Genomic DNA, 26,789 nt, shown 5'->3' with positions numbered 1-26,789 from the left:
GTGGTGGGTATGTGCAGCGGGGTGGTGCGACGTCGGGGGCGACGGCGGTGGTGTCGGGGGTGGTGGCTGCGGTGCGGTCGAAGTATCCGGAGTTGAGTGCGGGTCAGGTGATTCGGCGGGTGTTGGCGACGGCGAAGCGCAATGGCGGTGGGGCGGTGCCGGATGAGCAGTGTGGGTGGGGTGTGGTGGATGCTTATGCAGCGGTGACGGCGGATATTCCGGTGGGGGATAAGGAGAATCCGTTGGGGAAGATGCGGGAGGGGGATTCTGATCTTGGTCGTCCGTCGAATACGGCGTCGATGGGGGAGTGGGATCGGTCGTATAAGCCGACGTACAACCTTCAGGAAGAGTTAGCGGCGGGGCAGGCTGAAAGGAAGGCCAGGGCGGAGTCTTTGAAGAGGCGTGAGCAGTTGAAGATGGCTGGCGTAGCTGTGGTGGCTGTGGTTGGTGTGCTTGGTGGGGTGTTCTGGTGGCGGCGTCGCCGATAATCCTGAACAGGCGAATGCTCTAGTTTCCCTAGGGAACTCACGGATTTTCCTGAGCGTAGGACCTGAGAGAGGGGAAGGCTCTCCTGAGCCGACCACAGCCCGTTCTCCTTCTCGCCGACCTCAAGGAGTCTCCATGAAGAATCGGCTGTTCACGGCCGTCGCCACCGCCGTCCTCGGAGCCGGACTCGTCGCTGCCCCCGCCTCGGCGGCTCCCCCAGCGCCAGGAACCGACCCGTCCCTGATCGGATACTCCTTCAAACCCGGCGTCCTGAAAGGAGGAACGGGTTATCCCGAAGGAATAGCCTTCTCCCGTTTCGACGGCGTCCTGGCAGTGCCCCCGACACCCGGGCGACACCCGGTGGCCGTCATCGTCCACGGCTCCTATGCCAACTGTGTCTGGGCCGGCAAAGGCGCCTTGGTGACCAACGAAGCGAACACGATGCCCTGGCCGGAAGCCTGCGGCACCCAACAGCAGGTCTTCCAGGGCGGAGACATGTCGGTCGGGAAGGACTACATCCGGCACCCGGCCGGCTTCGCCTATCTCGCGAAACATCTCGCCGAGCAAGGCATCGCCACAGTGGCGATCGACGTCGCGGCGAAAGACAGGGACTGGACCGGAGAAGCCGACCCGACCGCCGTCCAGACGATGCTCGTCAAGGAACACCTGCGCCTGCTGCGTGACCTCGACCAGGGCAAGGAACACGGCATCAACGGCGCCGGCGCGCTGAAGGGGCGGCTCGACCTGTCCAAACTGGCGCTGGTCGGACACAGCAACGGAGCCGGGTGGGCCACCCAGCAGTGGGAGAAAGGGACCTTCCCTGAGCTGAAGGCCGTGGTCGCCCTGCAGCCGGCGATGAACCACCATCAGGCGGCGACCTCATCGGCGACCGCCCCGATCATGTTCGTCGCCGGGACCTGCGACGAACAGTCCAGCCTGCAGGGAGTCCAGAAGGACGCCGCACATGCCGCGAAATCGGCGCCGAAGGCTCCCGCCGTGCTCACCACCGTGAAGCGGAGCACACACGCCGGGCTGGTCGGCGGCATGGGCTCGCACCGGGTCGGACTGGTGACGCCGGTGAACACCCCGGAGTGCGCCGACGCGAAGCTGCTGCCCAAGGAGACGATGCGCTCCAGCGCAGCCCTGCTGGCCGGAGACTTCCTGCGCCAGGCCTTCGACGGAAAGACCTCGTTCGCCCTGTCGACGGCCGATCCCTCGCTGGTGGAGAGCAGAGCGTTGAACTCTGCTGCGAAGGCGACCGTGACGAAGACGGCGAAACTTCCCGGCGCGGTCGCGCCCCGGTCGGTGACCTTCCAGGACATCCCCGAGCAGTTCATCCCGGCGTTGCCTGCCGGGACGAAGATCAACCCGAGCAACCGGGGCGGGCGGGAAGGCCGACCGGACATGTCCCGCTGATCGGCAGCGGCTCTCGCAGTCGGAGCCGGGGACCCGGAGGTAACCGATCCGACGACACGGGTTAACGGGATATATGACATATCGTGAGGAACTCTTGGATTCCCTTGTGCGTAAAGCACTTACGCAAGGCATCTGCCTTGTGAACGTGCCCCGGAGGCGAGGACGCCTCCGACGACCGTAAGGGAAGTGCTTCTTCATGCAGATCCGGTTATGTGCAGCTGTCGCAGCGGCCGTGCTCGGCACAGGGCTCATCACCGTTCCGGCCACGGCCGCACCCGAACCACTGAAGGAAGGTGAGTCGCAGATGGTGGCCTACTCCTTCAAACCGGGCATGATCAAGGCAGGACTCACCGCCAAGGACAACGCCGCACTGAGCCGGTTCGACGCCGTGCTCACCGTCCCCAAGACCCCGGGAAGACACCCCGTCGCCGTCATCGTCCACGGCTCCTACGCCAACTGCGTCTGGTACGGCCACGGCAAACAGATCGCCGAAGACGCCAGCACGGTGGCCTGGCCGGAAGCCTGCGGCACGAAGAAACCCTCCGAACGCAACAACTTCTCCTCCGGGCAGGACTACGTCCGACACGAAGCCGGATTCGCTTATCTCGCCAAACACCTCGCAGACCGGGGCATCGCCACCGTCGCGATCGACGTCGCCACGAAAGACGCCCGATGGACCGGCTCCATCAGCCGGGAGAAGGCCCAACGCCACCTGGTCGAAGAACACCTGCGCCTGCTCCGCGACCTCGACGCAGGCAAAGACCACGGCATCAAACTGCCCTCCTCGCTCAAAGGACGACTCGACCTCTCCCGGACAGCCCTGGTCGGACACAGCAGCGGCGCCACCTGGACCGCCGAACAGTGGAACCAAGGCAGCCTCCCCGGGCTGAAAGCCGCCGTCGCACTGCAACCGGCCGTGTTGCCCTCACTGCGGATCACCAAAGCCGCCACCCCGATCATGTACCTGGGAAGCGAATGCGACGAACAGGCACCCATCGCCCAGGTCGCCGAATATGCCGCCGACGCCGCCAAACACGCACCGAATGCGCCGATCGTCTTCGGCACCGCCGGACACACCACACACGCCGGCCTGGTCGGCGGACTCGACTCGCACAAGATCGGCATGGTCAGAGTGGTGAAGACCCCCAACTGCTCCGACAACAAACTCCTCCCGAAGAGCACCATGCGAGGCCAGAACGCCCAGGTCATCGGAGACTTCCTGACAAAAGCCCTGACCGGTTCCACCGACTACTCCTTCGGGATCGCCGAGAAGTCCCCCGTCCAGATGAAAGCGATCAGCTCGGCCGCCAAGGTCAGCACCCGCAAGGTCGACAAACTGCCCCAGGACGTCTCCGCCCGATCGGTCAGCTTCCAGAAGATCGACGAACAGTTCCTCCCGCCGCTGCCGGCCGGCGTGAAGATCCGCACCAGCGACCTCTTCCGCGACTGACCGTCACCACCGCGCCGTCCACCCCGGCACCAGACACCCGGGCGGCTACGCTCACCGCATGGGCTTGGGACTGTTGCTGCTGACCGCCGGAGCCTTCCTGCGGTTCGTCATCGGCCGGTACGAAGGCATGATCGGTGCTTATGACGTGCCCGGCACCGTCCTCATGTGCATCGGTGTCGCGGCGATGACGGTGGCCGTCGCACAGTACGCGATCGGGGTGCCCCACGTGGAACACCCTTACGAGACGGGCAGCGGCCCGCGGGTGGACGAATGACCGGCTCCGGTCCGACCTCGACGGCCGGGCCGGAGCCGGTCCCTTCTGACCGTCCACAGACGATCAGAAAGCGCCCTCCGGAACTTCCATGAGGTCGTTGTCGGTGCTCTCGGCCACGGCCCGTTCGGCGGTGATCCGCGGCAGCACCGTCCGGGCGAAGAAACGGGCCGCCGCGACCTTCCCGGTGTAGAAGTCGACGTCCTCGCCGGTGGCGCCCCCGGTGAGTTTCGCCGCCGCGACCTCTGCCTGCTTCAACAGCAGCCAGGCGATGATCACGTCACCTGAGGCCAACAGCAGCCGGGTCGTGTTCTGCCCGATCTTGTAGAGATTGGCGACCTCCGCCTGGTCGCCGGCAGTACGTGGATCGGACGCCATGGCGGCCCCGATCATCCAGGCGATGATCGCCTGCAGGTCTTCGATTCCCTTGCCGAGCAGTTGACGTTCGCGGGCGAGCTCGTCCGGGCCCTCCGGTGAGGCGACGGTCTTGGCCATCTCGGCGGCCAGCGCCTGGAGCGCCTGCCCCTGGTCGCGGACGATCTTGCGGAAGAAGAAGTCCTGCCCCTGGATCGCCGTGGTGCCCTCGTAGAGGGTGTCGATCTTCGCGTCCCGTACGTACTGCTCGACCGGATAGTCCTGCAGGAAGCCCGAACCGCCGAAGGTCTGCAAGGACTCCGTGCCCAGCAGCACCCACGCCCGTTCCGAGCCGCAACCCTTCACCAAAGGCAGCAGCAGGTCGTTGATCCGGGCCACCAGATGCTCGGGTGACCCCTTCTCCGGGTCCTGGCCGTCGTGGGCCAGCCGGTACTGGTCGACGACGTCCTGCTGGGTCGCGGCATAGAGCACGAGGGCCCGCAGTCCCTCCGCATAGGACTTCTGCAACATGAGGGAGCGGCGCACGTCGGGGTGCTTGATGATGGTCACCCGCGGCGCGGACTTGTCGGCCATCTGGGTGAGATCGGCACCCTGGACGCGCTGGCGGGCGTATTCCAAAGCATTGAGATAGCCGGTGGACAAGGTGGCGATCGCTTTGGTGCCGACCATCATGCGGGCGTATTCGATGACCCGGAACATCTGCGCGGTGCCGTCGTGGACATCGCCCACGAGAGTTCCCACGGCAGGTTCTTTCTCCCCGAAACGGAGTTCACAGGTGGTGGAGACCTTCAATCCCATTTTGTGTTCGACATTGGTGACATAGGCGCCATTACGTTTCCCGGGCTCCCCGGTCTCAGGGTCGATATGGAATTTGGGGACCACGAAAAGGGAGAGACCTTTGGTGCCGGGAGCCGCGCCTTCGGGGCGGGCGAGGACGAGATGGACGATGTTCTCCATCAGGTCGTGCTCGGCCGAGGTGATGAATCGTTTGACACCTTCGATGTGCCAGGTGCCGTCGGGCTGTTGCACGGCTTTGGTGCGTCCCGCGCCGAAGTCGGACCCGGCGTCGGGTTCGGTGAGCACCATGGTCGCCCCCCACTGGCGTTCCACCATGTGCTGGGCGATCCTGCGCTGCTCGTCGTTGCCGAGTTCGTGGAGCACCCGGGCGAAACCGTAACCGGCGGAGTACATGTAGACGGCCGGGTTGGCGCCGAGGACGAGTTCGGAGACCGCCCAGTTCAACGAGGGCGGGGCGACTGTCCCGCCGAGCTCGCCGGGGACGGAGAGCATTCCCCATCCTGCGTCGGCATAGGCCTTGTAGGACTTCTTGAAGGACTCCGGCATGGTGACCGTGCCGGAGTGCGGGTCGAAGATCGGGGGATTGCGGTCGGAGTCGTAGAAGCTGTCGGCGAGTTCGTTCTCGGACAGGCGGACGACCTCCTGGAGGATCTCGCGGGCGGTATCGGCGTCGACATCTTCGTAAGGGCCGGTGCCGAGGATTTCTTGGCGGTTGAGAACTTCGAAGAGATTGAATTCGAGGTCGCGCAGGTTGCTCTTGTAATGGCCCATCTTCGGTGTACCCCTTGTCGTCGCGGCGGCGGTCTGCGCCAGGTGGTGTCTCACGGCCGGCCGGTGGCTGGAGGGTCGCCTGGATATCGCCGGTCGACGTCCCGGGAATCGGCGTACCACGCGGCGCTTACTCGTCGGTAACAGCGACTATCGCCGCAGGCGGAGGTGCCTGGCAACCCCGGGATGCATTCCTGTGATGGACCTCACCGACATATTTCTGGACGGCCGTATTCGACAGATGAAGCCCGCGATAGTGGTTTTCTTTCAGATGAACAATAGATAACGAAATAATAAATTGCCTGGGGTGTGCGTCACCGGCGGACCTCGGGAAGAATCACCCCATGGCGACCGCACAGGACGAGACCGAACGCACCTTCGACGTACCCGACGGCTGGACCCTCCCCCGCCTCACCGGAACCGGCACCGTCCACCGCACCACCCGCCCCCGCCGCTTCACCCAGACCGCCACCTACCTCGACACCCCCGACCTCACCCTGCTCCGCGCCCGCCACACCCTGCGCCGCCGCACCGGCGGACTCGACGCCGGATGGCATCTCAAACTGCCCCCCGCCGGCGACACCCGCCGAGAAATCCACGAACCCCTCGGCCACGGCCCGGCCCGCATCCCCACCACACTCGTCAACCACACCGCCCACCTGACCGAAGGCGCCCCCCTCATCCCGGTCACCATCCTCACCACCCGCCGCACCCGACGAGAACTCCTCGACAACCAAGGCGAACTCATCGCCGAGATCGTCGACGACACCGTCGAGAACACCCTCCTCATCGACCACGGCACCAGCCACTGGCGAGAGATCGAACTCGAACTCGGCCCCGCCGGCACCCCCCAGGACTTCGACCTGATCACCGAAGCCCTCCTGAACAGCGGACTCACCCTCGCCGACATGCCCAGCAAACTCGGCCGCGCCCTCGCCGAACCACTCGCCCGCCGCACCACCCGCCCCACAGGAAACCCCACCCGACCGGTCGACCGGATCAGCCGCTACCTCGCCGACCAACTCGGCGTCATCCAACACCTCGAAGAAGCCGTCCGCGCCGACGACCCCCACGCCATCCACCGCACCAGAGTCGCCACCCGCCGGGCACGCAGCACCCTGACCACCTTCCACCCCCTCTACCAGCACACCGACACCCAGACCCTGATCAACGAACTCACCTGGCTGGCCAAACTCCTCGGCGGACCCCGCGACTGCGAAGTCCTCGCCCACCGCCTCACCGCAGCCCTCGACGACACCGACCCCCGACTCGTCACCGCCCCCGCCCGCCGCCGCCTCCTGAACACCGTGCACACCCGCCACCGCGACACCCACCACGCCCTCGTCACCGGACTCGACACGACCCGCTACGCACGACTCCTCGAGAAACTCACCGACGCCGTCCGCACCCCACCGACACCCCCGGACACCCCCCACACCCAGCCCACACCCACCGCCGACGAACTCACCGCCCTCGCCGGCCACACCACCCACAAAGTCACCGCCGCCGCAGAACGAGCCGCCCGCGCCACCACCACCGAACGCCGCGACCACCACCTGCACACCGTCCGCAAACGAGCCAAAGCAGCCCGATACGCCGCCGAAGCACTCGGCTCCGACAAAGACACCCTCACCCCCTGGACCACCCTCCAAGAAGCACTCGGCAACCACCAGGACGGAGTACTCGCCACCGAGATCATCCACCGAGCCCACCGAGCAGCCCGCGCAGCCGGCGAAGACACCCTCACCTACGGCGCCCTCCTCGAACGCGAATCCGCAGCCGCCCGCACCCTCCACACCGACTACCGACAGCTCCTCGCCGACGCCCTCACCGACCCCACCACCCCGCCCACACCCTGACCGGCCACACCCCACCCCCACCCCAGCGAAAACACCCGGACACCCCCGGACCGCCTGTGTGCCAGCACGAACCGGTACGGACGACCGATTTTCCTCAGCCAACCCTCCCACCAGCCGAAACAACTGCTACCGAAAGTCCACGCACCAACCCGGGGAGGGGAACACATGTCGATCGCCGTACACCGGCCAGGACGGCCCGAACACGCCGTCCTGACCCTGGTACCCGCCGCCGGAGAAGCCGCACCACCCGGCCCCACCGCGAGGACCGACAGCCCCGACACCCCCCGGAGCACACCCGACGACCCCCGACCGGTCGACGAACTCCTCATCGAAACCGCACAACTAGCAGCCCGACTCGCCGGACTCGCCCGGCTCGAAGCCGAAATCCTCTCCCTCTGACCCCCAGACGTGACGTCGGCCCACGGAGGGGGAGCCGACGCCACGAACCCGCTCCCGGCGCACAGGGGCACCGGTCGCAGCGGAAACCCGTCCCCACGACAGGTGGCAGTCGAGGGACGAAAAGGACGGGGCCCGGAACACACCCCCGGGCCCCGTCCTCATCCACCGCTCACCCCGCGAACACCCCCGGCAACTTCCCCACCACACCCGGCTCCACCACGAACAACGACCCCGCCTGCGGATCCTCACCCTCCGGAACCCCCTCCCGCGACGTCGTGATGAACAACCGGTCCAGACCCTCACCACCGAAAGTGCACGCCGTCACCTTGCGCGCGCCGACCTCGACCACCTCGGCCAGCTCACCCGACACCGTGTAGTGCTCGACCCGGCCGCCGTTCGCGACCGCCACCCACACCCCGCCCTCCGCATCGACCACGAGGCCGTCGGGGCGTCCACCGTCCGGGATCTCGACGAAAGGACGACGACCGGTCAACCCGCCCTCGGCGGACCAGTCGAAGACATCGACCCGGGAGGTGTCCGTGTCGACGTAATAGGCCAGCGAACCGTCCGGGGACCAGTCGAGACCATTACTGATCGTCAACCCGTCGAACACCCGGGTCACCTTGCGTTCCGGAGTGATCCGGAACATCGCAGCGGCACCCTTCGTCTTGTCGTACGCCATCTGACCGGCATACATGCTGCCGTCGGGGGCGCAGGCACCCTCGTTCATCCGCAACGCCGGATCCTCCCAGACACTGGGCAGCCGGGTCAGCGTGCCATCGGGGTCGACGAGCGCGAAGCCACGCTCCACCGCGACGATCATGCCGCCACGTTCCCGCGGACGGACACACGCGGCGACCCGGTCGACCTTCTGCCGGCTGGACCGACCCGACATGTCGATCGAGACGACCTCGCCGTCCAACATGTCGACGCAGCGCAACCCGCCCCAAGCAGGCCACCAACAGGGGCCTTCCATGTGATAGGCGATGACATCGGTGATGCGTTCTGCACGCACGGCAACCTCCCGGAGGGGACAGGGCCGGCAGCGGTGGCGGCCGGGACAGACGTAGACCAAGGTAAAGGCTGCGCCGGGCCGACGCGAGATCCACGACCGAGCCCCGCCGCACCGCGACCTCCCCCGCCGACCCCGGACCAGCCCGATCCCGCCGACCGCTCAGCGCACCCGCCGGGCAGCCGATGTGAGGGGCGAACACAGGGGGAGGTGGAACGCGTGGTCCAGCGCGCCAAGAGCGCACGCCTACGAGAAGACATCCCGGTCCGCGGCGTCCGCCGCCGCACAACCCTCGACGACATCTCACCCCGGGCGGTGATGCCCGTCGCCAGGAACACCGTACGGCCCGGCGTCGCCACCACGGCGCGGATCGTCGCCTCACTGCTCGCCGGGGCGGGCGGGCTCGGCCTGGTCCGGGAAAGCACCGGACTGTCGTCGTGGTGGATCCTCCAAGGCATCTTCTTCGTCGAAGCCGCCTGCGCCTGGGACGCCGCCGGGCTCCGCAGCCGGACGCTGTGGACCCGGTACCTCCAGATCTCGATCGGATTCCTCCTCGGCGCATGGACCTGCTTCGCCCTGGGATGGGCGCCACCCCTCGGACCGCTCGAACTGGCGCGCATCGTCCTGGCCAATGCCGCCGGGGCACTCGTCGCCGCCGGGCTCTACCGTTTCCGCGGACTCGGCGAATCGTGGTTCCCCCGCGACGTCGGCGAATCCCTGTGGCTGATGATCTCGGTCAGCCTGGCCCCGGCAGTGACCCTCGTCCTGGGAGGCTTCCCCCACGAGGACAGCACGCCGGCGTTCATCTCCGAGGCCGACATCTGGGCGTACTCCCGCGGATTCGCCTTCCTCGCCGTCGCCGCCAACTGCGTCCTACCGCTGTACTTCCGAGGACGCCCCTCCCTGCTGACACCGCTGCCGCTCCGCTGGTGGCCCTTCTTCGTCGCCGGGACGGCCTTCGCGCTCGCCTCCCCGTATCTGTGGCCGCAACAGCCGTTGAGCTGGCAGTATCTCGTCCCCTTGGCGGTGGCCGGGGCATTGATGACCCCGATGTACGTGATCGGGGTGACACTCGCCGTGGCCACCCTGGTGGCCTTGCTGCCCTACCCGCCGGTGGGATCGGCTCCACTGTTCGGTGTCGTCCGCCCGGAGGCCTCGCTGGACCTGCTGCTCGGCTTCGCCAGCAATGTCTCCATGCTCATCGTCGTCTTCCGCATCGGCGAGTCCGCGCTGTCCCTGGCCACGGCCCGGCACTCCGACGCGGAACGTTCCCAACGGGAAGTGAGCGACGCCATCCTCGAATCGATGTCCGACGGTCTGCTGATCACCGGCGAACACGGCGTCGTCGTGCGCAGCAATGCCGCGCTGACCCAACTCCTCGGACAGGAACCCCCCAGGAGGATCACCCTGGAATGGGCGCGACGCGTCAGATTGCAGGCCGCCGACCGCGACCGGGAACTCGACGTCCGTGACTACGCGCGCCTGCTCCGCCCGGTTCCCGGCACGATGCGCCGCACCCCGCTGACGATCACCGACGAACAGGGCGCCGTCCGTCGTCTGGCCGTGTCCACCCAGGACCTGGTCATGCGGGGAGCCCCGTTCACCCTGTGGCTCTTCCGCGATGTCACCGCACGTGACGAACACCAACGCGAACTGGAATCCTTCGCCGGGACGGTCGCCCGCGACCTGAAAGGACCGCTGGGAGCCCTGACCGGGTGGATGCAGACCGCCGACGCCGACCTGGCCGACGCCGATGCCGACGCCGGGAGACAAGCCCTGGAACGTGCCCACGCCGCAGTAGCCCAGATGCGGGCCCTGATCGACGACTACCTCGCCTACACGGTCAGCCACTCGGGGGAGCTGGTGCTCACCGGCGTGTCGATCGCGGAGATGACGCAGGAGATCGCGTCGATCTACACCTCGGACACCCACCGGGCGCACTTCGACATCGACGCCCCCCACCCCGTCCACGCCGACGCCGCACTGACCCGGCAGCTGCTGTCCAACCTGGTCAGCAACAGCGTGAAATTCGTCCGGGACGGGCACGACCCGATCATCCGCGTGGAGAGCAGACCCTCCGGGCCGGACATGGTCGAGATCAGCGTCGCCGACCAGGGGATCGGGTTGAACCGTGCCGGGAGAGAACTGCTGTCCGACGGGACCGGCCTCTCCGGGACGGGCCTGGGCCTGGCCCTGTGCCGGGCGATCGTGACCCGCCACGGCGGCCGGATCGTCGCCGAGGACAACGAATGGGGCGGGACGACGATGGTCTTCACCCTGCCCGCCGCGCCGGTGTCCCAACTGAGGATGTCGGTGACGCCGTCATGATGTCCTGGCCGCAGCTGCCGCAGAGCGACCCGGGGCCGCCCGGCCGTCGCGCCTTCGGCCTGTCCTTCCGACAGGCCTACCTGTGCGTGGTCGTCGTCTACCTGTTCAGCCTGGTGTGGAGTTTCGCCGTCTACGACAGGGCCGAACGGGTCTCCCTGTCCTGGACGTTGCCGCCGGCCCAACTGGCCCTGCTCTCCCTGGTGTGGCCGGGACGCCGCCGCAGCCCCGGCCGGGACAACCGGCCCGGAACCCCGGACAGCACGCGCACACCGGCGTACGACCGACGGCTCCTGTGGGGGACCTACCTCTTCCTGGGGGCCACCGTCGTCGCCGGCGGACTGGCCTTCCACCTGCCGTTGGGTCCGCTGCTGTGGACGTCGACGAGTGCGCTGCTGCTCTACTCGCTGCTCCTGGCCGGCTACCAACGGTGGCGTCACGGCGAGGAGTGGTTCCCCCTGAGTCCGCGGGACGTCGTGCTCTTCACCGTGCTGACGACGCTGACCTCCTGGGCGGCCGTGTACATCGGCGCGCTGCCCGGCATCGGCCTGGGCGGCCCGCACGACACCGAGCTGGCCGTCTGGTGGGCGACCCTGGTGCAGTTGACCCTGCTCTACGGCGGCCTCCTCGCCTTCGCCGGGGTCCATCCGTTACGGATCGCCGCCGCCACCTACTATCCGATGTTCCTGCCGGTCACCGTCGTGCTCTCCCTGGCCTGCCTGACCCTGCTCACCATCGAGTTCGAACACCCGATCAAATGGTTGCTCTTCGTCCCGGCACTGCTCATCGGGTTGACCCTGACCGCACGCCGGGCCGCGGTCGCACTGCTCCTCCTCCCCCTGTTCTCCCACAGCCTCAAACTCTTCATGGTCGACGACAATGCACCCACCTCGGAGATCATGCCCACGGCAGCCACCCAGCTGCTCTACGTGGCCGTGGCCGTCCTGGGCTGTTTCCTCGTCGGCTACCGGGAGTCCCACGCCCGGCTGGCCGAACGGCTCGCCGAGGCCGCGAAGGAAGAGAATGCGCAGAACATCCTCCTCGACGCGGTGCTCTCCTCGATGGACGACGGCGTGCTGCTCATCGACCGTGAAGGTGACGTGATGTTGTCGAACCCGTCGGCGCGCGCCCTGTTGGGTGCCCCGCCGACCAGCTCGGACACCGATCTGCCTGCGGAGGAACGTTGGCTGGCGGCTTTCGCGGTCCGGGACGGGGCGGGCCGTCCGGTCGGTGCGGGTGAGTTGCGTACCTGGTTGGACACCGGGCCGGGGGAGTCCACTCATCTGGTGGTGTCGACGACGGGTTCGTCCCGGGTGGGGACGGTCACCGGCCAGGACGGTGACGGTGGTTCCGGTCAGACGGTGGCGGTGACACATCGGCTGTTGGAGCATCGGCGGGAGGAGCTGCGGTTGATCCTGTTGCGGGATGTCACCGCGGAGCAGACCCGGGAGCGGGAGTTGGCGGCTTTCGCGGGGACGGTCGCTCACGATCTGAAGGGGCCGTTGGCGGCGGTGGCCTTGTGGATGGACACGGCGGACATCGAGGCGGACGACGACATCGGGTCGGGTCGGCGGGCGTTGGCCCGGGCGTTGTCGGCCGGGCAGCAGATGGGGAACATCATCGACGACTGTCTGGCGTACACGGTCGCCCGGCAGGGGGTGTTGCGGATCAGCGACCTGTCGTTGTCGGAGCTGACCCGGGAGATCGCCTTGTCGTACCACCATCGGGAGGGGGTGCGGATCGAGGTGGACACGGATGCGGTGGTGCATGCCGATCCGACGTTGGTGCGGCGGTTGATGGGCAACCTGGTGGGGAACGCGGTGAAATATGCCCGGCCGGGGGAGCCGGCCTGGGTCCGGGTGCGTTCCTGCCCGTCAGGTTCCCCCGGCTGGGTGCGAATCCTCGTAGAGGACAAGGGGATCGGCGTCGACGAGGAGGATGCGTCGGTGATCTTCGCGCGGTTCGGGCGGACCGCGAAGGGCGCAGCCGACCAGCAGGGCACCGGCTTGGGCCTGGCGATGTGCCACTCCATCGTGACCCGACACCACGGCCGGATCCGCGCCTACCGGAACGAATGGGGCGGCGCGACCTTCGAGTTCACCCTCCCCCAGGGGCTGGCATTGGTGAGCTGAACGGCTCTCAGGCCGGGTCGTCCACGGCCGCGGTCACCCGAGCGGTCACCACACGGAGCAGCCGCAGCATCCGCTCGTCGAACTCGGTGACACATTCCCAGACGGCGTCCTCCCCGGCGACGGCGGGCGTCACCGCTGCCGGATCGGCGGCGAGCACGGCCTCCAGATCGGCCTGACCCGGCCCGCGATGGTACTCGTCGAGACGGTGGACCCGGTCGATCGCCATGGCCAGCCAACTCAAGGTCTCGTCGAACCGGTCGATGTCGCACGTGACCTCCTCGAGGAGGCACTGCGCCTGGTTCAGGGCGGTACGGGCGTCGTCGCTCTTCGTCATACGGACGGATGGTACGCGCCTGGCCCGACCGCAGCGGGCTCCTGCCCCACCGGCGAACCCTCCTCGACCCTGCGCAGCACACCGGTCCCGCTGTCGAGGACGAAACCCGGAGGCAGCCGCATCCCGAAAGGATGCTCGGCACGCTCGGCGCAGACATGACACAACGGCTGACTGCCCCGCACCGGGGCACCGCAACGTTCGCAGTCACCGATCAGCCCCGACCGCAGCACGACCGGCCCGCGGAGGACCTCGGCCCACGACAGCCTGCCGAGCGGACGCAACGCCTGGTGCGGGCAGACCTGCAGACATTTCCCGCAGCCGTCGCACCGCGCCGGATCGAGAAGCAGCGCGAACCGTCGGACACCCTCGCCGTCGACCTGACGGGTCAGAGCGTCCTGCGGGCACGCCCGGACGCACAGACCGTCGCCATGACATCCGGGGGCCTGCAACCGGAGCGCGTCACCGGGGCTGCCGGACAGCGCGGCGGTCGGGCGGCCCTCGCACAGCGCCCGCACCGCGGCGGTGAGACGTTCCTGCGGATGGCCCGGGAGCTCCTCCAGCTCCTCGGCCCGCCCCAATAGGACCCGACGAGGCACCGGAACGGCGTGTCCGCGGATCACAGGACCCGACCATTCGGCGACGAGTTCACCAGGCACCCAGAAGGTCTCGGCACCGGCAGCCTGTGCCGTCCGGGCCGCGTCCTGCGCCGGGCCGCTCCCGCGCCCGCAGGTGCTGAGGAGTGTCGGCGAGCCCATCGCGGCACATTCCAGGATCGCAGCGGGCTCGACGTCGGCCAGGCAACCGGGCGCCTTCACCAGGACGGTCCGGTCCGGCAGCGCGGACAACCCCGGCCCAGCGGCCGGGTCGCCGGGCCGGGACGGGGCACCGCGTCCGGTTCCCTCGTCCCCCGCCCGGTCATCCGTCGGCGGTCCGACGACGTCCGGATCGTCCGCTGCCACCCGAAGACAGGAGTCGTCGCAGGTCAGAATGACCGCTGCACATCGGATCGAGCGAAGATGCCGTCGCAGCGGGCGGGTGTCCCAGCCGGGCCGATCGTCCACGGACCCCCCTCAGCAGAAAGCCGCCCGCAGCGACCGACAGGTGCCCCGCAACAGCAGGCCGGCCCCCAGGTACAGGCCGGTCCCGGCGTGGGCGAGCATCGCCTCGGCGACCTCGTCCGCCCAGGCGAGCAGATGCTCGTCCAGGAAGGACGACAGAGCCTCGATCTTCCCGGACAGACCGGCCAGGTCACCGGCCTCGGCGGCATCCAAGGCGCCCAGACACAGATGGGAGACGAACGCCAGCTCCAGGCCGATGTGATCGTCCGGTTCGACGTTCAACCGGGGCGCCTCGACCCCGTGAGCGGCGTACCAGCGACGCACCGAGACGGTGTGTTCCCCGAAGGTCAGCGCTTCCTCCTCACGGTGGACCGACTCGTAGGGGCAGGCCTCCAACCGGCCCGGACCGCGGAAGAGCCGCATCCACTCGGCCACCGTCTCACCGATCACCGACTCCTCGGGGGCGTCCTCGGCGGCCCAGGACGCCTCGGGGAAGACGGCCCGCGCCCACCCGGCGAGATGGGCGCGTCCGTCGAGCCCGTCGGGACCGGTGGTGTCGGGCAGCGGCCACGAACCGACCAGGTCCGACTCCCCGAGCCTGTGGGCCAAGGCCGCGTCGGGTTCGTTCAGGAAGACCGCCGAGAGGAAGGCACAGGCCCCGCCGTGGGCGTCGAGCAGGTCGAGGACCGCGCCGTCCACGGCGACATCCGCGCCGGTCACAGCCCGGTCCTGACCATCGAGGCGTAGAAGAGCATCCGGCCGACGATCTCGCCGAGGAAGACCAGGGAGAACGCACTGACGACCACTCCGGTGAGCATCTTCTGCGCGATCGGCCCCCGGGAGAGTCGGGCCAGGAAGTATCCGAGGACGGCCACCCCGGCGACGATCGCCGTGTACTGCAGGACGGCGAAGGCCCCGTAGGTCTCCCCGCGGATCTTCAACGATGCCGCGGCCGCCGGATCCGGGTGGGTGCCCAGGTAGGCGAGGTACACCGGTTGGGCGACGAATTTCACCGCGAGGATCGCCATCGCGGCCATGGCGATGCCGCGCAGACAGGTGAGGACCAGTTCGTCGTCCTGGGCGTGGTCCTCCTCACCCCGGCGGGCCCGTACCCGGGCGGTGACCACCATCGCGGTGCCGACGGCCAGCGCGCCGAGCAGGAGCGTGGTGGTGAAGAAGTCGATCAGGGTGTAGGGGGTGTCCCAGGCGGGGACGGTGGGCAGGCTGTACACCCGGTTGATGCAGTAGACGAGGAAGAGCCCGACGCCGGCGGTGGCACCGGCGAGCACCTGCCGGGTCCGGGGCGAACCGACCTTGAACCATTGCGCGGCGGCGAAGGCCGCACCGAGGACGAGGAAGACGATCCCGGCGGCGATCTCGTTGGACAACCAGCTGGTGCCGAGATGGCGCAGGGCGTTGATCCCGCGCAGGGGTGATCCCAGGTGCAGGGTCGAGGCGCCCATGCCGAGGGCGAGCAGCGGGCCGATGGCGTACAGGGCGGGGTCGGTGACGCGGTCCATCACGTGCGGGTCGACCCGGGCGTTGACCAGGTGGATCAGCCCGAGGACCACGAAGGATCCGACGGACATCTGCGCGATGAGGGTGAAGGCCACGAGTGGCAGCTCGTGGGTCATGTCAGGCCTCCGAGGGGTTGGCGAGGGAACCGGTTCTCGAACCGCTGGGCCGGGCTTCGCCGTGCGGGGTGATGAGCAGGTTGGGGCGGGTGATGTCCGGGCTGGGCAGCGGCGCGATGTCGGCGGTGCCGCCGTACTTGCGGCGTAGCTCGTCGGCTTCGCCGTAGTCGAGGGCGCGGCTGGGGCAGGCGGCCACGCAGGCGGGGGCCTGGCCTGCGGCGATCCGGTCGGCGCAGAAGTCGCATTTGGTCATGACGCCCTTGTCGGCGTCGAACTGTGGTGCGTGGTAGGGGCAGGCCATCTCGCAGTACCGGCATCCGATGCAGACGGCGGGGTCGACGGAGACGACGCCGTTGTCCCCTTTACGCATGGCGGTGGAAGGGCAGACCTGCACGCAGACCGGGTTGGTGCAGTGATTGCAGGACAGTGAGGTGTAGTAGGTGAACACCTGCGGGGTGAAGGTGTTGTTGGTCTCGTCGACCTGCCAGCTCCCGCCGCAGAATTCGGGGACGCGTCGCCAGGTCACCCCGGTGGGCAGGTCGTGTTTGTCCTTGCAGGCGATCTGACAGGCCTTGCACCCGGTGCATTTGCGCTGGTCGAAGTGGAAGGCGAGTTGCGTGAACGTGCGGGGCATCGTCGTCACCGGACTTTCTCGACCTGGACGAGGGTGGAGTGCTGACCGTTGGCCTTCGCGTAGGCGGTCGGCTCTTGGCTGGTGAGGACGTTGACCGATCCGCCGAGGTCGGTGCCGCCGGGTTTCTCCGGGGCGTACCAGGCGCCCTGGGGGACGGAGATCACTCCGGGGCAGATACGGGGGGTGACGAAGGCGGGCAGGTGGAGTCGGCCGCGGTCGTTGTAGACGGCCATGAGGTCACCGTTGGCGATCTGTCGTTTCTGGGCGTCCATCGGGTTGATCCACACCTGTTGCGGGTGGGCTTCCTTCAGCCACGGGCTGTTGCCGTAGCTGGAGTGGGTGCGTTGTTTGTAGTGGTGTCCGATGCACTGCAGGGGGTATTTCTGCTCGAGGGGGTCGCCCGGCATCTCACGGGTGGCGGTGTACTCGGGCAGCGGGGTGATGGGTTTCCTGGCGTCGGTGGGCCAGTCCTGGCTCATCGTGTGGAGATTGCTGGACCAGATCTCGATCTTCCCGGAGGGGGTCTCCAGGGGGTTGGCCTTGGGGTCGTCCCGGAAGTCCTTCATGGCGACGACCGAGGGCAGTTTCTTCTTGAAGATCCCGGCCTTCTTGAACTCGTCGTAGGAGGGCAGGTCGGGGACGTCGGCGCGGCTGTTCTCGACGAGCCAGCGGACCCATTCCTCCTGGGTTCTCTTCTCGGTGTAGGTGTCTTTGACGCCCATCTTCTCGGCGATGCCGGTCATCATCTCGTAGACGGGGCGGCAGTCGTACAGCGGTTCGACGGCTCTGTCGGCGAAGATCGTGTAGCCGAGGTTCCCGGCGCTGCCCTGGGCGATGAGGTCGGTCTGTTCGGCGGTGGTGACATCGGGGAGGAGGATGTCGGAGTACCGCGCGGAGACGGTCATCTGGTTGTCGATGCAGACGATCATCTCGCAGGCCGATTCGTCGGAGAGCAGCTGGATCGTCTGGTTGATGTCGCTGTGCTGGTTCACCAGGGCGTTGGATCCGTAGAGCCAGATGAACTTGATGTTGCTGTTCAGTTTCACGTCGTGTTTGACATTGGCGTTGCTGTTGGTGCTGCCGTTGACGCGGATGCCTTCGCGGTAGTCCATGCCTTTGCCCCGGGCGACGGCGTCGGTCCACCGGTAGAAGGGGAGTACCGGTTTGACGGGGTTGTCCAGCGGGGGGAGCGCGGCCATCTTCAAGGAGGCGGAGGACTCTCGTTCGCCGGTGCCGCCGCCGGAGATCCCGATCTGGCCGATCATGGCGGCGAGCAGCATGGGTGCCCGGGACTGGTTCTCCCCGTTGGAGTGTCGCTGAATGCCCCATCCTTGGGTGATCGCGCAGGGTTTGGTGGTGGCGATCTCGCGGGCGAGGCGGGTGATGGTCGTCGCCGGGACGCCGGTGATGCGGGCCGCCCACTGGGGGGTCTTCGCCGTCTTGTCGGGGCCTTGGCCCATCACGTAGGACTCGTAGGAGGAACCGGGCGGGGCCTGCGGGGGGAGGTGGGCTTCGTCGAAGCCTGAGCAGTAGGTGTCGAGGAAGGCCCGGTCGAGGAGTTTCTCGGTGATCATGACGTGGGCGAATCCGGCGACGAGGGCGGCGTCGGTTCCGGGTCGCAGGGGCACCCATTCGTCGGCGAGGTTCATCGCGGTGTCGCTCTGCCGGGGGTCGAAGACGATGACGCGGTGCCCGGCGAGTTCTTTGGCCTTCTGGGTGACGAAGACTTCTCCGCCGCCGCTCATCCGGGTTTCGTGCGGGTTGTTGCCGAACATCAGCACCAGGCGGGAGTTGACGGTGTCGTCGTTGCTGTTGCTGCCCTGCCATTTGCCGTAGTGGAAGTCGACGGCGGCTTCGATGTTCCCGCAGGAGTAGTCGTTGTACTGGTCGAGGGATCCGCCGACGCAGTTCATCAGTCGGGCGACGGGGGTGGCATTCGGCGGCCAGCTGCGGGCGACGGTGGCGCCGATGACTCCGGTGCCGTAGTTGATGTAGATCGACTCGTTGCCGTGTTCGGCGATGAGTTTCTTCATCTTGTCGGCGATCAGCGTGTAGGCCTCGTCCCAGCTGATCTCGGCCCATTTGCCTTCGCCGCGGCGGCCGATGCGTTTCATCGGTTTCTTGAGCCGGTCGGGGCTGTAGATCCGTTGGCGGATGGATCGGCCACGCACGCAGGCGCGGATCTGTTGGGTGCCGAGTTCGTCGTCGCCGGTGTCGTCCGGGTCGACGCGGACGATGCGGCCGTCGCGGACCACGAGGCGTAGGGGGCAGCGGCTGCCGCAGTTGACGGTGCAGGCGCTCCAGACGATGCGTTCTCCCTCGGATTTCGAGGCGGAGCTCGCGGTGTCGGTGGGTTGCAGTCCGCAGGAGGTGCTGCCGGCGACGCAGGTCGCGGCGCCTGCTACTCCGGTCCATTTCAGGAAACTGCGTCGGGAGAACGGGTGTCGGATGGTGTCCTTGACGGTGGACATCGTGGTTCCTTCGACAGGCGGGGATGACCATCCATGATGTGGGTCGTCGCGAGATCGCGGCCAGGACCTCGGTCCCGGCATCGGCGCGTCAACGCCTACTCCACGTCAAGAAGACCGCACCTGGGCTGAACTGTGGGGTTGGCCTCGTCTGGTGGACGTCGGTCAAGCGGCTGCTCGAGCGCATGCGCGTGGGCTACGTGCTCGGAAGGTCGGCCGCCTTCGCCGATGAGGATCCCTTTCTCTTCACGACGGCCTTCACCGACGACGGCGCCGATATCTTCGATCCGAAGCCGAGCACGCGTTCTTCGGCAAGAGTCCGTGGAGTCGGGCGACCATGCGGAGGTTCTCGATTCCGGCCAGTTCGGGAACGTCGGCGACGTGCTGGCCGGGCAGCTCCATGATTCCGCGAACTTTCTGGGCGGAGTCCTTGCACCCCGTGCCCGAGCACGCGCAGTGACCCGCTTTGAAGTCGTGCACGCTCCCCTGCCGAGCTCCGCCGGCAGGTGGTTCGCCGCTGAGGCCTAGAGCAATAATGCCGCAGGCTAGATATGTCCCGCCGACGACCAGGTAGCTATAAGTGCCGCGGCTCCCGTGATTTCCAATGATGCCAGCTAAGTTCGGACCTACTAGTGACCCGACCGCGGCTGCCCAAAAGACGAATCCCATGACCTTGGCAATATGTGCTTGATCATCGATTCCATCGGCCGCTACGAAACGCATGGCCAAAGCGGAGGCGGTCGCTTCTCCCGACATAAACGAGCCCAAGAAAAAGGACAGGGCTGAACGTTCGAGCCGCCCAGGGCGGCAATCACCAGGGAGTGACTTCCCTGGTGAGGTGGATCTTCGGGCATCTGGTCGAGCTCGCCCACTGGCCCCACCAAATGTCCGAAGAGTCGGTTATCGCTGATTTCAGCGACTCAAAAGGGGTGCTCGAAATAGCTTTGTTCTCGGTTCAGAGAATCAGGGAGTCAAGTATCATGACCTTGGCTGCAACTGTGAAGGTGATGGCGGGAAGTTCGTCGCTGGCTATTTTCGTCAAGAAGAATATGCGATTTGGGAGCATGGTGAATTCTCTAAGCGTTCAGGATTGCACTCCAGGCGGGCGTTGTGATCCTCGAACATTTTCGCACCCAGCGGTAATGACGGCACTGGCGGCGTACCGATCTACGGTTCCGCTCCGGTATGTTCTGAATGCCTGGGTTTGGGGGATATTGGTGATCGGCGGGTTCGTTGCATCTGGGATGCTCCTGTCGTCGCGACTCAGTCCGATAGGAGCATTCGGCGGATTCGTCGTCGGAATCGGGTGGGCCGCATTCGTCCGGGGGCGTCGTGGCGTGATCGTCACCCAGGACCACGTGGTGGTGAGGACTTTTTGGTCGTGGCGCGAATATCAGCGATCCACCATAAGCGAGATCCTTCGGGGTGCTCCAAGGCCGCGTTGGTTCAGCTTCCTGATGCCGCGTTTGGAACGTCTCTGCCACAAGGTCATCTTCGTATCAACCGAGCCAGGATTAGAGGGCTGCGAGCTCACCGGAGTGCATTTCGAACAGAGTGTCCTGGATGAGTTCATCCTCTTGTTTCCGCATCAGAGGGAAGTGTTGGTAGGCAGGCCTGATGAGACGACCCTTACCAAGGTGTTCCAGATATTCGGTTTCGTGAGCATGGTCGTCTTTTTATTCCAAGTACTCTTCCACATCATTAAAGTGCCCTACTACATCATCAGACTGCTGTTTCAGTTTCTGGGAGTTTTCGGCTCTCTCTGATGCCGTGGGCGCGGCCACGGCCTGGGGAGGCTGCGACCGCGCCCAATCCTGCTGTCGTTGAGAGGGTTCATTGACCGCATGACCTCACGGCAGCAGCTCCCGGGCGGTCGCCCAGCATGATCTGACTCACTGTTGTGCCTGGGTTTCACGTGAAGGCGGATGGCCTCTCCGCATCGGCTTAGGCGGTCCGGTGCCGCGCAGGAAGGGATAAGAGGTGACCTGACGAAGACGTTTGATCACCGCCGAATCGAGCAGATCAAGGACGCTCGCCAGATTCTTTCCCGTCGTCAACTGCCGACGAACGAGGGCCGTGTCGTCGCGGAGTTGTCGCTAGGCTTCTGGCGTTTCTTGCTTGCCAAGCGCTACCAGAACACCCTTTGGGCTCCTCATCTGCGCCACGCTTTTCCCGGCATGAAGCCCCAGCGTCGCGGTGACGTCTACTGCCATGTCGATGTTTTGCATACCCTCCGGAACCGGATCGCGCACCATGAGCCCATCCATCACTTCCCCCTAGATGACCGTCACGACAGGATGTTGCTGGTCATCGAGTGGATAGACCCTGCCATGTCCGATTGGCTCTCGGGTCTAAGCCGCGTTCCAGAGTTGTTGAAGCAGCGTCCCAATGTCGGCTCTGCTTCGGGCGACTGCAGTGCGGGGATAAGCATGTAGCGCGAACCGATGATGTGTCCTAGCAGGTGAGTTCGAGTCCACCTCGCGGATACTGGGCCTCTGTGCCGAAATGCAGGAGAGTTCTGGTTCAACGTCTAGCGTTACGGTGACCAGTTGTTGGCTGGCTTCGCCGCGTACATTGCGTAGCCGCAACTCGATGGTCATCTCATCGAGCCACTGCTTGTCGGTGAGATGGTTGGCGCTCATGTCAGGCCTCCGGGGTCAGTGTGATGAAGTCGACGGTGTGGGCGCAGAAGGCGTGCCATTGGGCGGCCTGTGACGCGTACTCGGCGTGGCCGTCGTCGCTGAGCAGGAAGTACTTGCTGCTGAGGCCACCGTCGCCCTCGCGCCACTCGGTCTCGACCAGGCCGTTGGTTTCTAGGCGGCTGAGCAGCGGGTACAGCGTGCCGGAGTGTTGAGCATCATTTCTGCGGCACGTCGAATGCGATAAGGGGGAGGTTTCTCCCCGAAGCAGCGAACGAATCAACGACTTGCGACACTTGCTGGTGTCCTTCAACGAGATCGGGCCCGGTTCCGTGGAGTGGAACCGGGCCCGATGTGATCGTTCTGGAGCGAGTGACGGGAATCGAACCCGCGTATTCAGCTTGGGAAGCTGATGTTCTACCATTGAACTACACTCGCGAAAGCCTCTGACCTGCGAATTCTTCATGGTGTTCGATGTCTGTGTGCGTCGAACGTCATGACTTCCGGCAGGTGTTCGGTGAAGCTGGCGGCCAGTCTAACTCAGCCGGTGCGTCGGATCGAACCCGACCGGCCGATAGGGTCGATGCCGTGCTTCTCTCCGACCGTGACATCCGCGCCCAGATCGACGCCGGGCGAGTGCAGCTCGACCCGTACGACGAGGAGATGATCCAACCGTCGAGCATCGACGTCCGGCTCGATCGGCTCTTCCGACTGTTCGACAACCACAAGTACCCCTACATCGACCCGGCCGAGGAACAGCCGGAACTCACCCGACTCGTCGAGGTCGCCCCGGAGGAGCCCTTCGTGTTGCACCCGGGGGAGTTCGTCCTCGGATCGACCTACGAGCAGGTGACCCTGCCCGATGACATCGCCGCCCGGGTCGAGGGCAAATCCAGCCTGGGCAGGTTGGGGCTGCTGACCCACGCCACGGCTGGTTTCGTCGATCCCGGTTTCACCGGTCATGTCACCTTGGAACTGTCCAATGTGGCGACCCTGCCGATCAAGCTGTGGCCGGGCATGAAGATCGGCCAGTTGTGTTTCTTCCGGCTCAGTTCCCCGGCGGAGCACCCTTATGGTTCGGGCCGGCCCGGCAGTCATTACCAGGGGCAGCGGGGGCCCACGGCGAGTCGAGCCTTCGAGAACTTCCACCGCGTCGACATCGCGTCCCGGTGATCCCCCGCGGGGGCGAGGTCGGCGTGGAACTGTGACATATGACATGTCCACTGCGGGGTGACCTTAGGAATATTGCTGTTCGGCAATAAAACTCGATAGAGCTTCAGGTGTCCGACAGGCTCTTGTCGGTTCACCCGGTTAGCGTGAAGCGCATGATTCGTTTCGAGGAGGTCACCAAACGGTACGGCGACGGATCGCCTGCCGTGGACCGGCTCACCCTGACCGCCCCCGCCGGGAAGATCACCGTCCTGGTCGGGCCGTCCGGGTGCGGCAAGACGACCTCCTTACGGATGGTCAACCACATGGTCGAACCCACATCCGGGCGGATCCTCGTCGACGGCGAGGACACCACGACGATGGACGCCACCCGACTGCGCCGCGGCATCGGCTACGTCATCCAGCACGGCGGCCTGTTCCCCCACCACACCGTCGAACGCAATGTGATGACCGTGCCCCTGCTGCTGGGCGTCCCCAAGGCCGAAGCCCGCTCACGGGCCCACGAACTCCTCGCCCGGGTCGGTCTCGACCTGGGCCTGGCCGGCCGCTACCCGGCGCAGCTCTCCGGCGGGCAACAACAACGAGTGGGAGTCGCCCGCGCCCTCGCCGCCGATCCGCCCGTCCTCCTGATGGACGAACCCTTCAGCGCCGTCGACCCGGTCGTGCGCGACCAACTGCAGGCCGACCTGATCGACCTGCAACGAGAACTCCACAAGACCATCCTCTTCGTCACCCACGACATCGACGAGGCCATCCGCCTGGGCGACCAGATCGCCGTCCTGCGCGTCGGTGGCCGACTCGCCCAGGTCGCCGACCCGGCCACCCTGCTCGCCGCGCCGGCGGACGACTTCGTGGCCAGTTTCGTCGGCCGCGACCGCGGATATCGCGCGCTGGGCTTCGTCCCCGCCCCCGGGCGGATCACCCCGCGCCCCGAGCCCACCGCAGAACTCGACGGCGACCTGACCGGTCTCGGCGCGGCCGGATGGGCACTGGTCCTCGACCAGTCCCGCCGTCCCCTGGGCTGGGCGCGCACCGCCGACGGAAAAGCACCGGCACGGCACGACGACCTCGAACTGGGCGGCACGGTCGCGACCCACGGCGGCCCCCTCCGCGCCTACCTGGACGCCGCCCTGTCCTCCCCGGCCCGGCGCGGAGTGGTCGTCGACGACGACGGGGCCTTCCTCGGCACCGTCCGCGTGGACGACCTGGTCGCCGCCATGGACTCGCCACGCAGCGGCGACCCCGACGCGGAGGCATCCCCATGACCTGGCTGGCCGAACACCTCGACCTGGTGGCCTCCCTGGCCGCCCACCACGCCTACCTGGCCGGGCTCCCGCTGATCCTCGGGCTGGCCCTGGCGCTTCCCCTGGGCTGGCTCGCCCACATCGGCCCGCACTGGGCCCGATCCCTCCTCCTGGCCGGCACCGGCCTGCTGTACACGATCCCCAGCCTCGCGCTCTTCGTCCTGGCCCCGATGCTGCTCGGCACCAAGATCCTCGACCCGATCAACGTGGTCGTCGCGATGACGGTCTACACCGTGGCCCTGCTCGTCCGCAGCGTCGCCGACGGGCTGGCCTCGGTACCCGAACACGTCTCCGCCGCAGCCACCGCGATGGGCTACGGAGGGCTAGCCCGCTTCCTCCGGGTCGACCTTCCGCTGTCGGTTCCGGTCCTGGCCGCAGGCCTGCGGGTCGCCGCCGTCAGCAATGTGAGCATGGTCTCGGTGGCCTCCCTCATCGGAGTCGCCCAGCTGGGCAACCTGCTCACCGCCGGTTATCAACGTTTCCACGGTGACGAACTGGTCGTGGGCATCCTGGCCTGCATCGCCCTGGCCGTGCTCTTCGACCTGGTCATCCTGGGGGCGAGCGCGCTGCTGACCCCGTGGCGTCGGGTAGGGGGAAAGGCATGAACACCCAGATCTGGGCGTGGCTGACCGACCCGGCCAGGTGGAGCGGACCCGAAGGGATCACCCGGCGTCTGCTCGAACATCTCGGCTACTCGGTGATATCCGTGCTGGTGGCCGCGCTGGTCGCCGTCCCCCTGGGGTTGTGGATCGGGCACACCGGGCGGGCCCGGTGGCTGGTCTCCTCGACGAACGCGGTGCGGGCCATCCCCAGTCTCGGGCTGCTTTTCGCCGCCGCGCTCTTCCTCGGCCCCTACCTGCGAGGTTCCTGGGCCTTCCTGCTGCCCAGCCTGATCGTCCTGGTGCTCCTGGCCGCCCCACCCCTCCTGGCCGGAACCTACTCCGGGGTGGAGGCGGTCGACCCCGCAGCTCGGGACGCCGCCCGCGGGATGGGCATGACCGGTCTCCAGGTGCTGCTGCGGGTCGAGCTGCCCTGTGCGCTGCCGCTGATCCTCTCCGGGGTGCGCAGCGCCACCTTGCAGGTCATCGGCACGGCCACCATCGCCGCCTATGTGTCCTTGGGCGGTTTGGGCGCTTTCCTCTCCGAAGGTCTCGCGGTCGGTGACTACCCGATGGTCGCCGGAGGCGCCTTCCTGGTGGCGCTGCTGGCGTTGACGGTGGACGTCCTCCTCGCCCTGACGACCAGGGTGGTCGTCTCCCCGGGGTTGCGTCCGCACCGCGTCCGGGCGGAGGCCCCGGACCATCGACCGGAAGACGACGGACGACCGACCGGGCCGCGTTCCACCGCCGTCACCACAGGAACTGCCGGAACGACAGGGTCATGAACCGTCCGATGGCATGACCGGGAGACCTTCGGGGTATGTCTCCGCAGACCCTCAGACAGAAGCGAGAACGCGATGAAGATCACCCGCATTTCCGGACTGGTCGCGGCGGCCACCGTTGCCGTGCTGGGGCTCGCCGCCTGCGGCGGAGGCGCCCACGACCCGCTGGCGACCTCGACACCGGGTGGGGTCGGCGGCTCACCGGCGGCCGGCCAGGTGCTCGTCGGCTCGGCTGATTTCAGCGAGAGCGTCCTCCTCGCCGAGATCTACACCGGGGCCTTGAAGGCGAAAGGGGTCGACGCGGCCACGAAGCCACGGATCGGCTCACGCGAGGCCTACCTGAAAGGCCTGCAGGACGGCTCGATCCAGGTGATGCCCGAGTACACCGGCGCTCTGGCGCTCTTCTACAAGAAGGATTTCGCGGAGAACGACCCGGACAAGGTGTACGAGGCCCTGCAAGGGCTGCTCCCGAAGGAGCTGACCGTCCTGGCCAGATCGGCGGCGGAGGACAAGGACTCCATCACCGTCACGAAGGAGACCGCGGAGACGCACCGCCTGGTGACGATGAGCGACCTGGCGTCCAAGGCCGGGGAGTTCGTCCTCGGCGCGCCCGACGAGTTCAAGTCGCGCAGCCAAGGGGTGCCCGGGCTGGAGAAGGTCTACGGAATCAACTTCAAACAGGTGCGCACCCCGTTGACCGGGCAGGCCGCCGTGCAGGCGTTGAAGAACGGGCAGATCCAGGCGGCGAACATCTTCACCACCGATCCGTCGATCACCCAGCACGGATTCGTCGTCCTGCAGGATGACAAGCGTCTGTTCGGCACCCAGCACATCGTGCCCCTGGTGACGAAATCCGCCGCGACGGACCAGGTGCGT

24 protein-coding genes and 1 tRNA gene are annotated in these 26,789 nt (G+C 66.9%); 15 read left to right on the top strand and 10 right to left on the bottom strand.

What is annotated here, in order from left to right:
- The 4 genes from AUCHE_RS10780 to AUCHE_RS10765 form a co-directional block, all read left to right on the top strand.
- Positions 1-488, top strand: a 488-nt coding sequence (locus AUCHE_RS10780; protein ID WP_006503335.1) for a S8 family serine peptidase, incomplete at its 5' end; no start/stop codon positions are given.
- Between the two features lie 133 nt (positions 489-621).
- Positions 622-1,902 carry an alpha/beta hydrolase gene (locus AUCHE_RS10775; protein ID WP_006503334.1) on the top strand — a complete coding sequence of 427 codons (1,281 nt, stop codon included), beginning with the start codon at positions 622-624 and terminating at the stop codon, positions 1,900-1,902.
- A 196-nt stretch (positions 1,903-2,098) separates the two neighbouring features.
- Complete coding sequence (locus AUCHE_RS15765; RefSeq protein WP_006503333.1) at positions 2,099-3,352, top strand: alpha/beta hydrolase; 1,254 nt, start codon at positions 2,099-2,101, stop codon at positions 3,350-3,352.
- A 58-nt stretch (positions 3,353-3,410) separates the two neighbouring features.
- Entirely contained in the window at positions 3,411-3,626 is a 216-nt protein-coding gene (locus AUCHE_RS10765; protein WP_006503332.1) for a hypothetical protein, read from the top strand.
- A gap of 63 nt (positions 3,627-3,689) precedes the next feature.
- Here the strand turns inward: AUCHE_RS10765 and AUCHE_RS10760 are convergent, their stop codons facing one another.
- Positions 3,690-5,567, bottom strand: a complete 1,878-nt coding sequence (locus AUCHE_RS10760) for an acyl-CoA dehydrogenase (RefSeq protein ID WP_006503331.1) — start codon at positions 5,565-5,567, stop codon at positions 3,690-3,692.
- A gap of 341 nt (positions 5,568-5,908) precedes the next feature.
- Here AUCHE_RS10760 and AUCHE_RS10755 point away from each other — a divergent pair, with 341 nt between their 5' ends.
- Positions 5,909-7,423 carry a CYTH and CHAD domain-containing protein gene (locus tag AUCHE_RS10755; protein WP_006503330.1) on the top strand — a complete coding sequence of 505 codons (1,515 nt, stop codon included), beginning with the start codon at positions 5,909-5,911 and terminating at the stop codon, positions 7,421-7,423.
- 165 nt (positions 7,424-7,588) lie between these two features.
- Positions 7,589-7,822 (top strand): hypothetical protein, encoded by a 234-nt coding sequence (locus AUCHE_RS10750; protein ID WP_006503329.1) that lies wholly within the window; start codon positions 7,589-7,591, stop codon positions 7,820-7,822.
- 169 nt (positions 7,823-7,991) lie between these two features.
- Here the strand turns inward: AUCHE_RS10750 and AUCHE_RS10745 are convergent, their stop codons facing one another.
- Positions 7,992-8,837: an SMP-30/gluconolactonase/LRE family protein gene (locus AUCHE_RS10745; RefSeq protein ID WP_006503328.1), complete on the bottom strand. Its 846-nt coding sequence runs from the start codon at positions 8,835-8,837 to the stop codon at positions 7,992-7,994.
- A 216-nt stretch (positions 8,838-9,053) separates the two neighbouring features.
- Here AUCHE_RS10745 and AUCHE_RS10740 point away from each other — a divergent pair, with 216 nt between their 5' ends.
- Both AUCHE_RS10740 and AUCHE_RS10735 read left to right on the top strand, forming a co-directional pair.
- Positions 9,054-11,162 (top strand): sensor histidine kinase, encoded by a 2,109-nt coding sequence (locus tag AUCHE_RS10740; protein WP_040322254.1) that lies wholly within the window; start codon positions 9,054-9,056, stop codon positions 11,160-11,162.
- The gene (locus AUCHE_RS10735) at positions 11,159-13,291 is read left to right on the top strand and encodes a sensor histidine kinase (RefSeq protein WP_143115240.1); all 2,133 of its coding nucleotides are present in this window, start codon (positions 11,159-11,161) and stop codon (positions 13,289-13,291) included. Before AUCHE_RS10740 ends, AUCHE_RS10735 begins: the two co-directional genes overlap by 4 nt.
- A gap of 7 nt (positions 13,292-13,298) precedes the next feature.
- Here AUCHE_RS10735 and AUCHE_RS10730 read toward each other — a convergent pair whose 3' ends face one another.
- Genes AUCHE_RS10730 through AUCHE_RS10705 form a run of 6 tightly spaced genes read right to left on the bottom strand, consistent with a single transcriptional unit; the run spans position 13,299 to position 19,422 of the window.
- Entirely contained in the window at positions 13,299-13,625 is a 327-nt protein-coding gene (locus AUCHE_RS10730; protein WP_006503325.1) for a hypothetical protein, read from the bottom strand.
- Entirely contained in the window at positions 13,622-14,686 is a 1,065-nt protein-coding gene (locus AUCHE_RS10725) for a 4Fe-4S dicluster domain-containing protein (protein WP_006503324.1), read from the bottom strand. The genes AUCHE_RS10730 and AUCHE_RS10725 overlap by 4 nt, the downstream gene beginning before the upstream one ends.
- Before the next feature lie 9 nt (positions 14,687-14,695).
- Positions 14,696-15,403, bottom strand: coding sequence for a TorD/DmsD family molecular chaperone (locus AUCHE_RS17285; RefSeq protein WP_006503323.1), 708 nt, complete (start codon positions 15,401-15,403; stop codon positions 14,696-14,698).
- Positions 15,400-16,317, bottom strand: a complete 918-nt coding sequence (locus AUCHE_RS15755) for a dimethyl sulfoxide reductase anchor subunit family protein (RefSeq protein ID WP_006503322.1) — start codon at positions 16,315-16,317, stop codon at positions 15,400-15,402. Before AUCHE_RS15755 ends, AUCHE_RS17285 begins: the two co-directional genes overlap by 4 nt.
- Before the next feature lies 1 nt (position 16,318).
- Positions 16,319-16,951 (bottom strand): DMSO/selenate family reductase complex B subunit, encoded by a 633-nt coding sequence (locus AUCHE_RS10710; protein WP_040322258.1) that lies wholly within the window; start codon positions 16,949-16,951, stop codon positions 16,319-16,321.
- A gap of 5 nt (positions 16,952-16,956) precedes the next feature.
- Positions 16,957-19,422 (bottom strand): DMSO/selenate family reductase complex A subunit, encoded by a 2,466-nt coding sequence (locus AUCHE_RS10705; protein WP_006503320.1) that lies wholly within the window; start codon positions 19,420-19,422, stop codon positions 16,957-16,959.
- A gap of 818 nt (positions 19,423-20,240) precedes the next feature.
- Here AUCHE_RS10705 and AUCHE_RS10700 point away from each other — a divergent pair.
- Both AUCHE_RS10700 and AUCHE_RS15750 read left to right on the top strand, forming a co-directional pair.
- A complete protein-coding gene (locus AUCHE_RS10700; RefSeq protein WP_143115239.1) occupies positions 20,241-21,185 on the top strand; it encodes a helix-turn-helix domain-containing protein in 945 nt (314 codons plus the stop codon).
- 159 nt (positions 21,186-21,344) lie between these two features.
- Positions 21,345-21,854 carry a hypothetical protein gene (locus AUCHE_RS15750; RefSeq protein WP_052024887.1) on the top strand — a complete coding sequence of 170 codons (510 nt, stop codon included), beginning with the start codon at positions 21,345-21,347 and terminating at the stop codon, positions 21,852-21,854.
- Positions 21,855-22,062: 208 nt separating this feature from the next.
- Here the strand turns inward: AUCHE_RS15750 and AUCHE_RS16280 are convergent, their stop codons facing one another.
- Positions 22,063-22,371: a PadR family transcriptional regulator gene (locus AUCHE_RS16280; RefSeq protein WP_074788555.1), complete on the bottom strand. Its 309-nt coding sequence runs from the start codon at positions 22,369-22,371 to the stop codon at positions 22,063-22,065.
- 51 nt (positions 22,372-22,422) lie between these two features.
- Positions 22,423-22,496, bottom strand: a tRNA-Gly gene (locus tag AUCHE_RS10685).
- A gap of 150 nt (positions 22,497-22,646) precedes the next feature.
- Between AUCHE_RS10685 and dcd the strand changes: the two genes are divergently transcribed.
- The 5 genes from dcd to AUCHE_RS10660 all read left to right on the top strand — a co-directional run.
- Positions 22,647-23,231, top strand: coding sequence for a dCTP deaminase (dcd, locus tag AUCHE_RS10680; RefSeq protein ID WP_006503315.1), 585 nt, complete (start codon positions 22,647-22,649; stop codon positions 23,229-23,231).
- Between the two features lie 152 nt (positions 23,232-23,383).
- On the top strand, positions 23,384-24,493 hold the full coding sequence (locus tag AUCHE_RS10675; RefSeq protein ID WP_006503314.1) for an ABC transporter ATP-binding protein: 1,110 nt from the start codon (positions 23,384-23,386) through the stop codon (positions 24,491-24,493).
- Positions 24,490-25,137, top strand: a complete 648-nt coding sequence (locus AUCHE_RS10670) for an ABC transporter permease (RefSeq protein ID WP_006503313.1) — start codon at positions 24,490-24,492, stop codon at positions 25,135-25,137. The genes AUCHE_RS10675 and AUCHE_RS10670 overlap by 4 nt, the downstream gene beginning before the upstream one ends.
- Entirely contained in the window at positions 25,134-25,916 is a 783-nt protein-coding gene (locus tag AUCHE_RS10665; RefSeq protein WP_006503312.1) for an ABC transporter permease, read from the top strand. Before AUCHE_RS10670 ends, AUCHE_RS10665 begins: the two co-directional genes overlap by 4 nt.
- Positions 25,917-25,988: 72 nt before the next feature.
- Positions 25,989-26,789 (top strand): ABC transporter substrate-binding protein (locus AUCHE_RS10660; protein ID WP_006503311.1); only part of this gene is annotated, 801 nt, incomplete at its 3' end.

It is taken from the genome of Austwickia chelonae NBRC 105200, assembly GCF_000298175.1.
Classification (GTDB): Bacteria; Actinomycetota; Actinomycetes; order Actinomycetales; family Dermatophilaceae; genus Austwickia; species Austwickia chelonae.
Note: the sequence above shows the minus strand (reverse complement) of the source record. Positions and strands in the feature narration are given on the sequence as shown.

Bases quoted from the DNA above. Each gene is read 5' to 3' on its own strand.
- AUCHE_RS10755 (WP_006503330.1), top strand. From the start codon at position 5,909: ATGGCGACCGCACAGGACGAGACCGAACGCACCTTCGACGTACCCGAC.
- AUCHE_RS10765 (WP_006503332.1), top strand. From the start codon at position 3,411: ATGGGCTTGGGACTGTTGCTGCTGACCGCCGGAGCCTTCCTGCGGTTC.
- AUCHE_RS10760 (WP_006503331.1), bottom strand. From the start codon at position 5,567: ATGGGCCATTACAAGAGCAACCTGCGCGACCTCGAATTCAATCTCTTC.
- AUCHE_RS10730 (WP_006503325.1), bottom strand. From the start codon at position 13,625: ATGACGAAGAGCGACGACGCCCGTACCGCCCTGAACCAGGCGCAGTGC.
- AUCHE_RS10665 (WP_006503312.1), top strand. From the start codon at position 25,134: ATGAACACCCAGATCTGGGCGTGGCTGACCGACCCGGCCAGGTGGAGC.
- AUCHE_RS10670 (WP_006503313.1), top strand. From the start codon at position 24,490: ATGACCTGGCTGGCCGAACACCTCGACCTGGTGGCCTCCCTGGCCGCC.
- AUCHE_RS10750 (WP_006503329.1), top strand. From the start codon at position 7,589: ATGTCGATCGCCGTACACCGGCCAGGACGGCCCGAACACGCCGTCCTG.
- AUCHE_RS10735 (WP_143115240.1), top strand. From the start codon at position 11,159: ATGATGTCCTGGCCGCAGCTGCCGCAGAGCGACCCGGGGCCGCCCGGC.
- AUCHE_RS10705 (WP_006503320.1), bottom strand. From the start codon at position 19,422: ATGTCCACCGTCAAGGACACCATCCGACACCCGTTCTCCCGACGCAGT.
- AUCHE_RS15750 (WP_052024887.1), top strand. From the start codon at position 21,345: ATGGCCTCTCCGCATCGGCTTAGGCGGTCCGGTGCCGCGCAGGAAGGG.
- AUCHE_RS15755 (WP_006503322.1), bottom strand. From the start codon at position 16,317: ATGACCCACGAGCTGCCACTCGTGGCCTTCACCCTCATCGCGCAGATG.
- AUCHE_RS15765 (WP_006503333.1), top strand. From the start codon at position 2,099: ATGCAGATCCGGTTATGTGCAGCTGTCGCAGCGGCCGTGCTCGGCACA.
- AUCHE_RS10675 (WP_006503314.1), top strand. From the start codon at position 23,384: ATGATTCGTTTCGAGGAGGTCACCAAACGGTACGGCGACGGATCGCCT.
- AUCHE_RS10710 (WP_040322258.1), bottom strand. From the start codon at position 16,951: ATGCCCCGCACGTTCACGCAACTCGCCTTCCACTTCGACCAGCGCAAA.
- AUCHE_RS10775 (WP_006503334.1), top strand. From the start codon at position 622: ATGAAGAATCGGCTGTTCACGGCCGTCGCCACCGCCGTCCTCGGAGCC.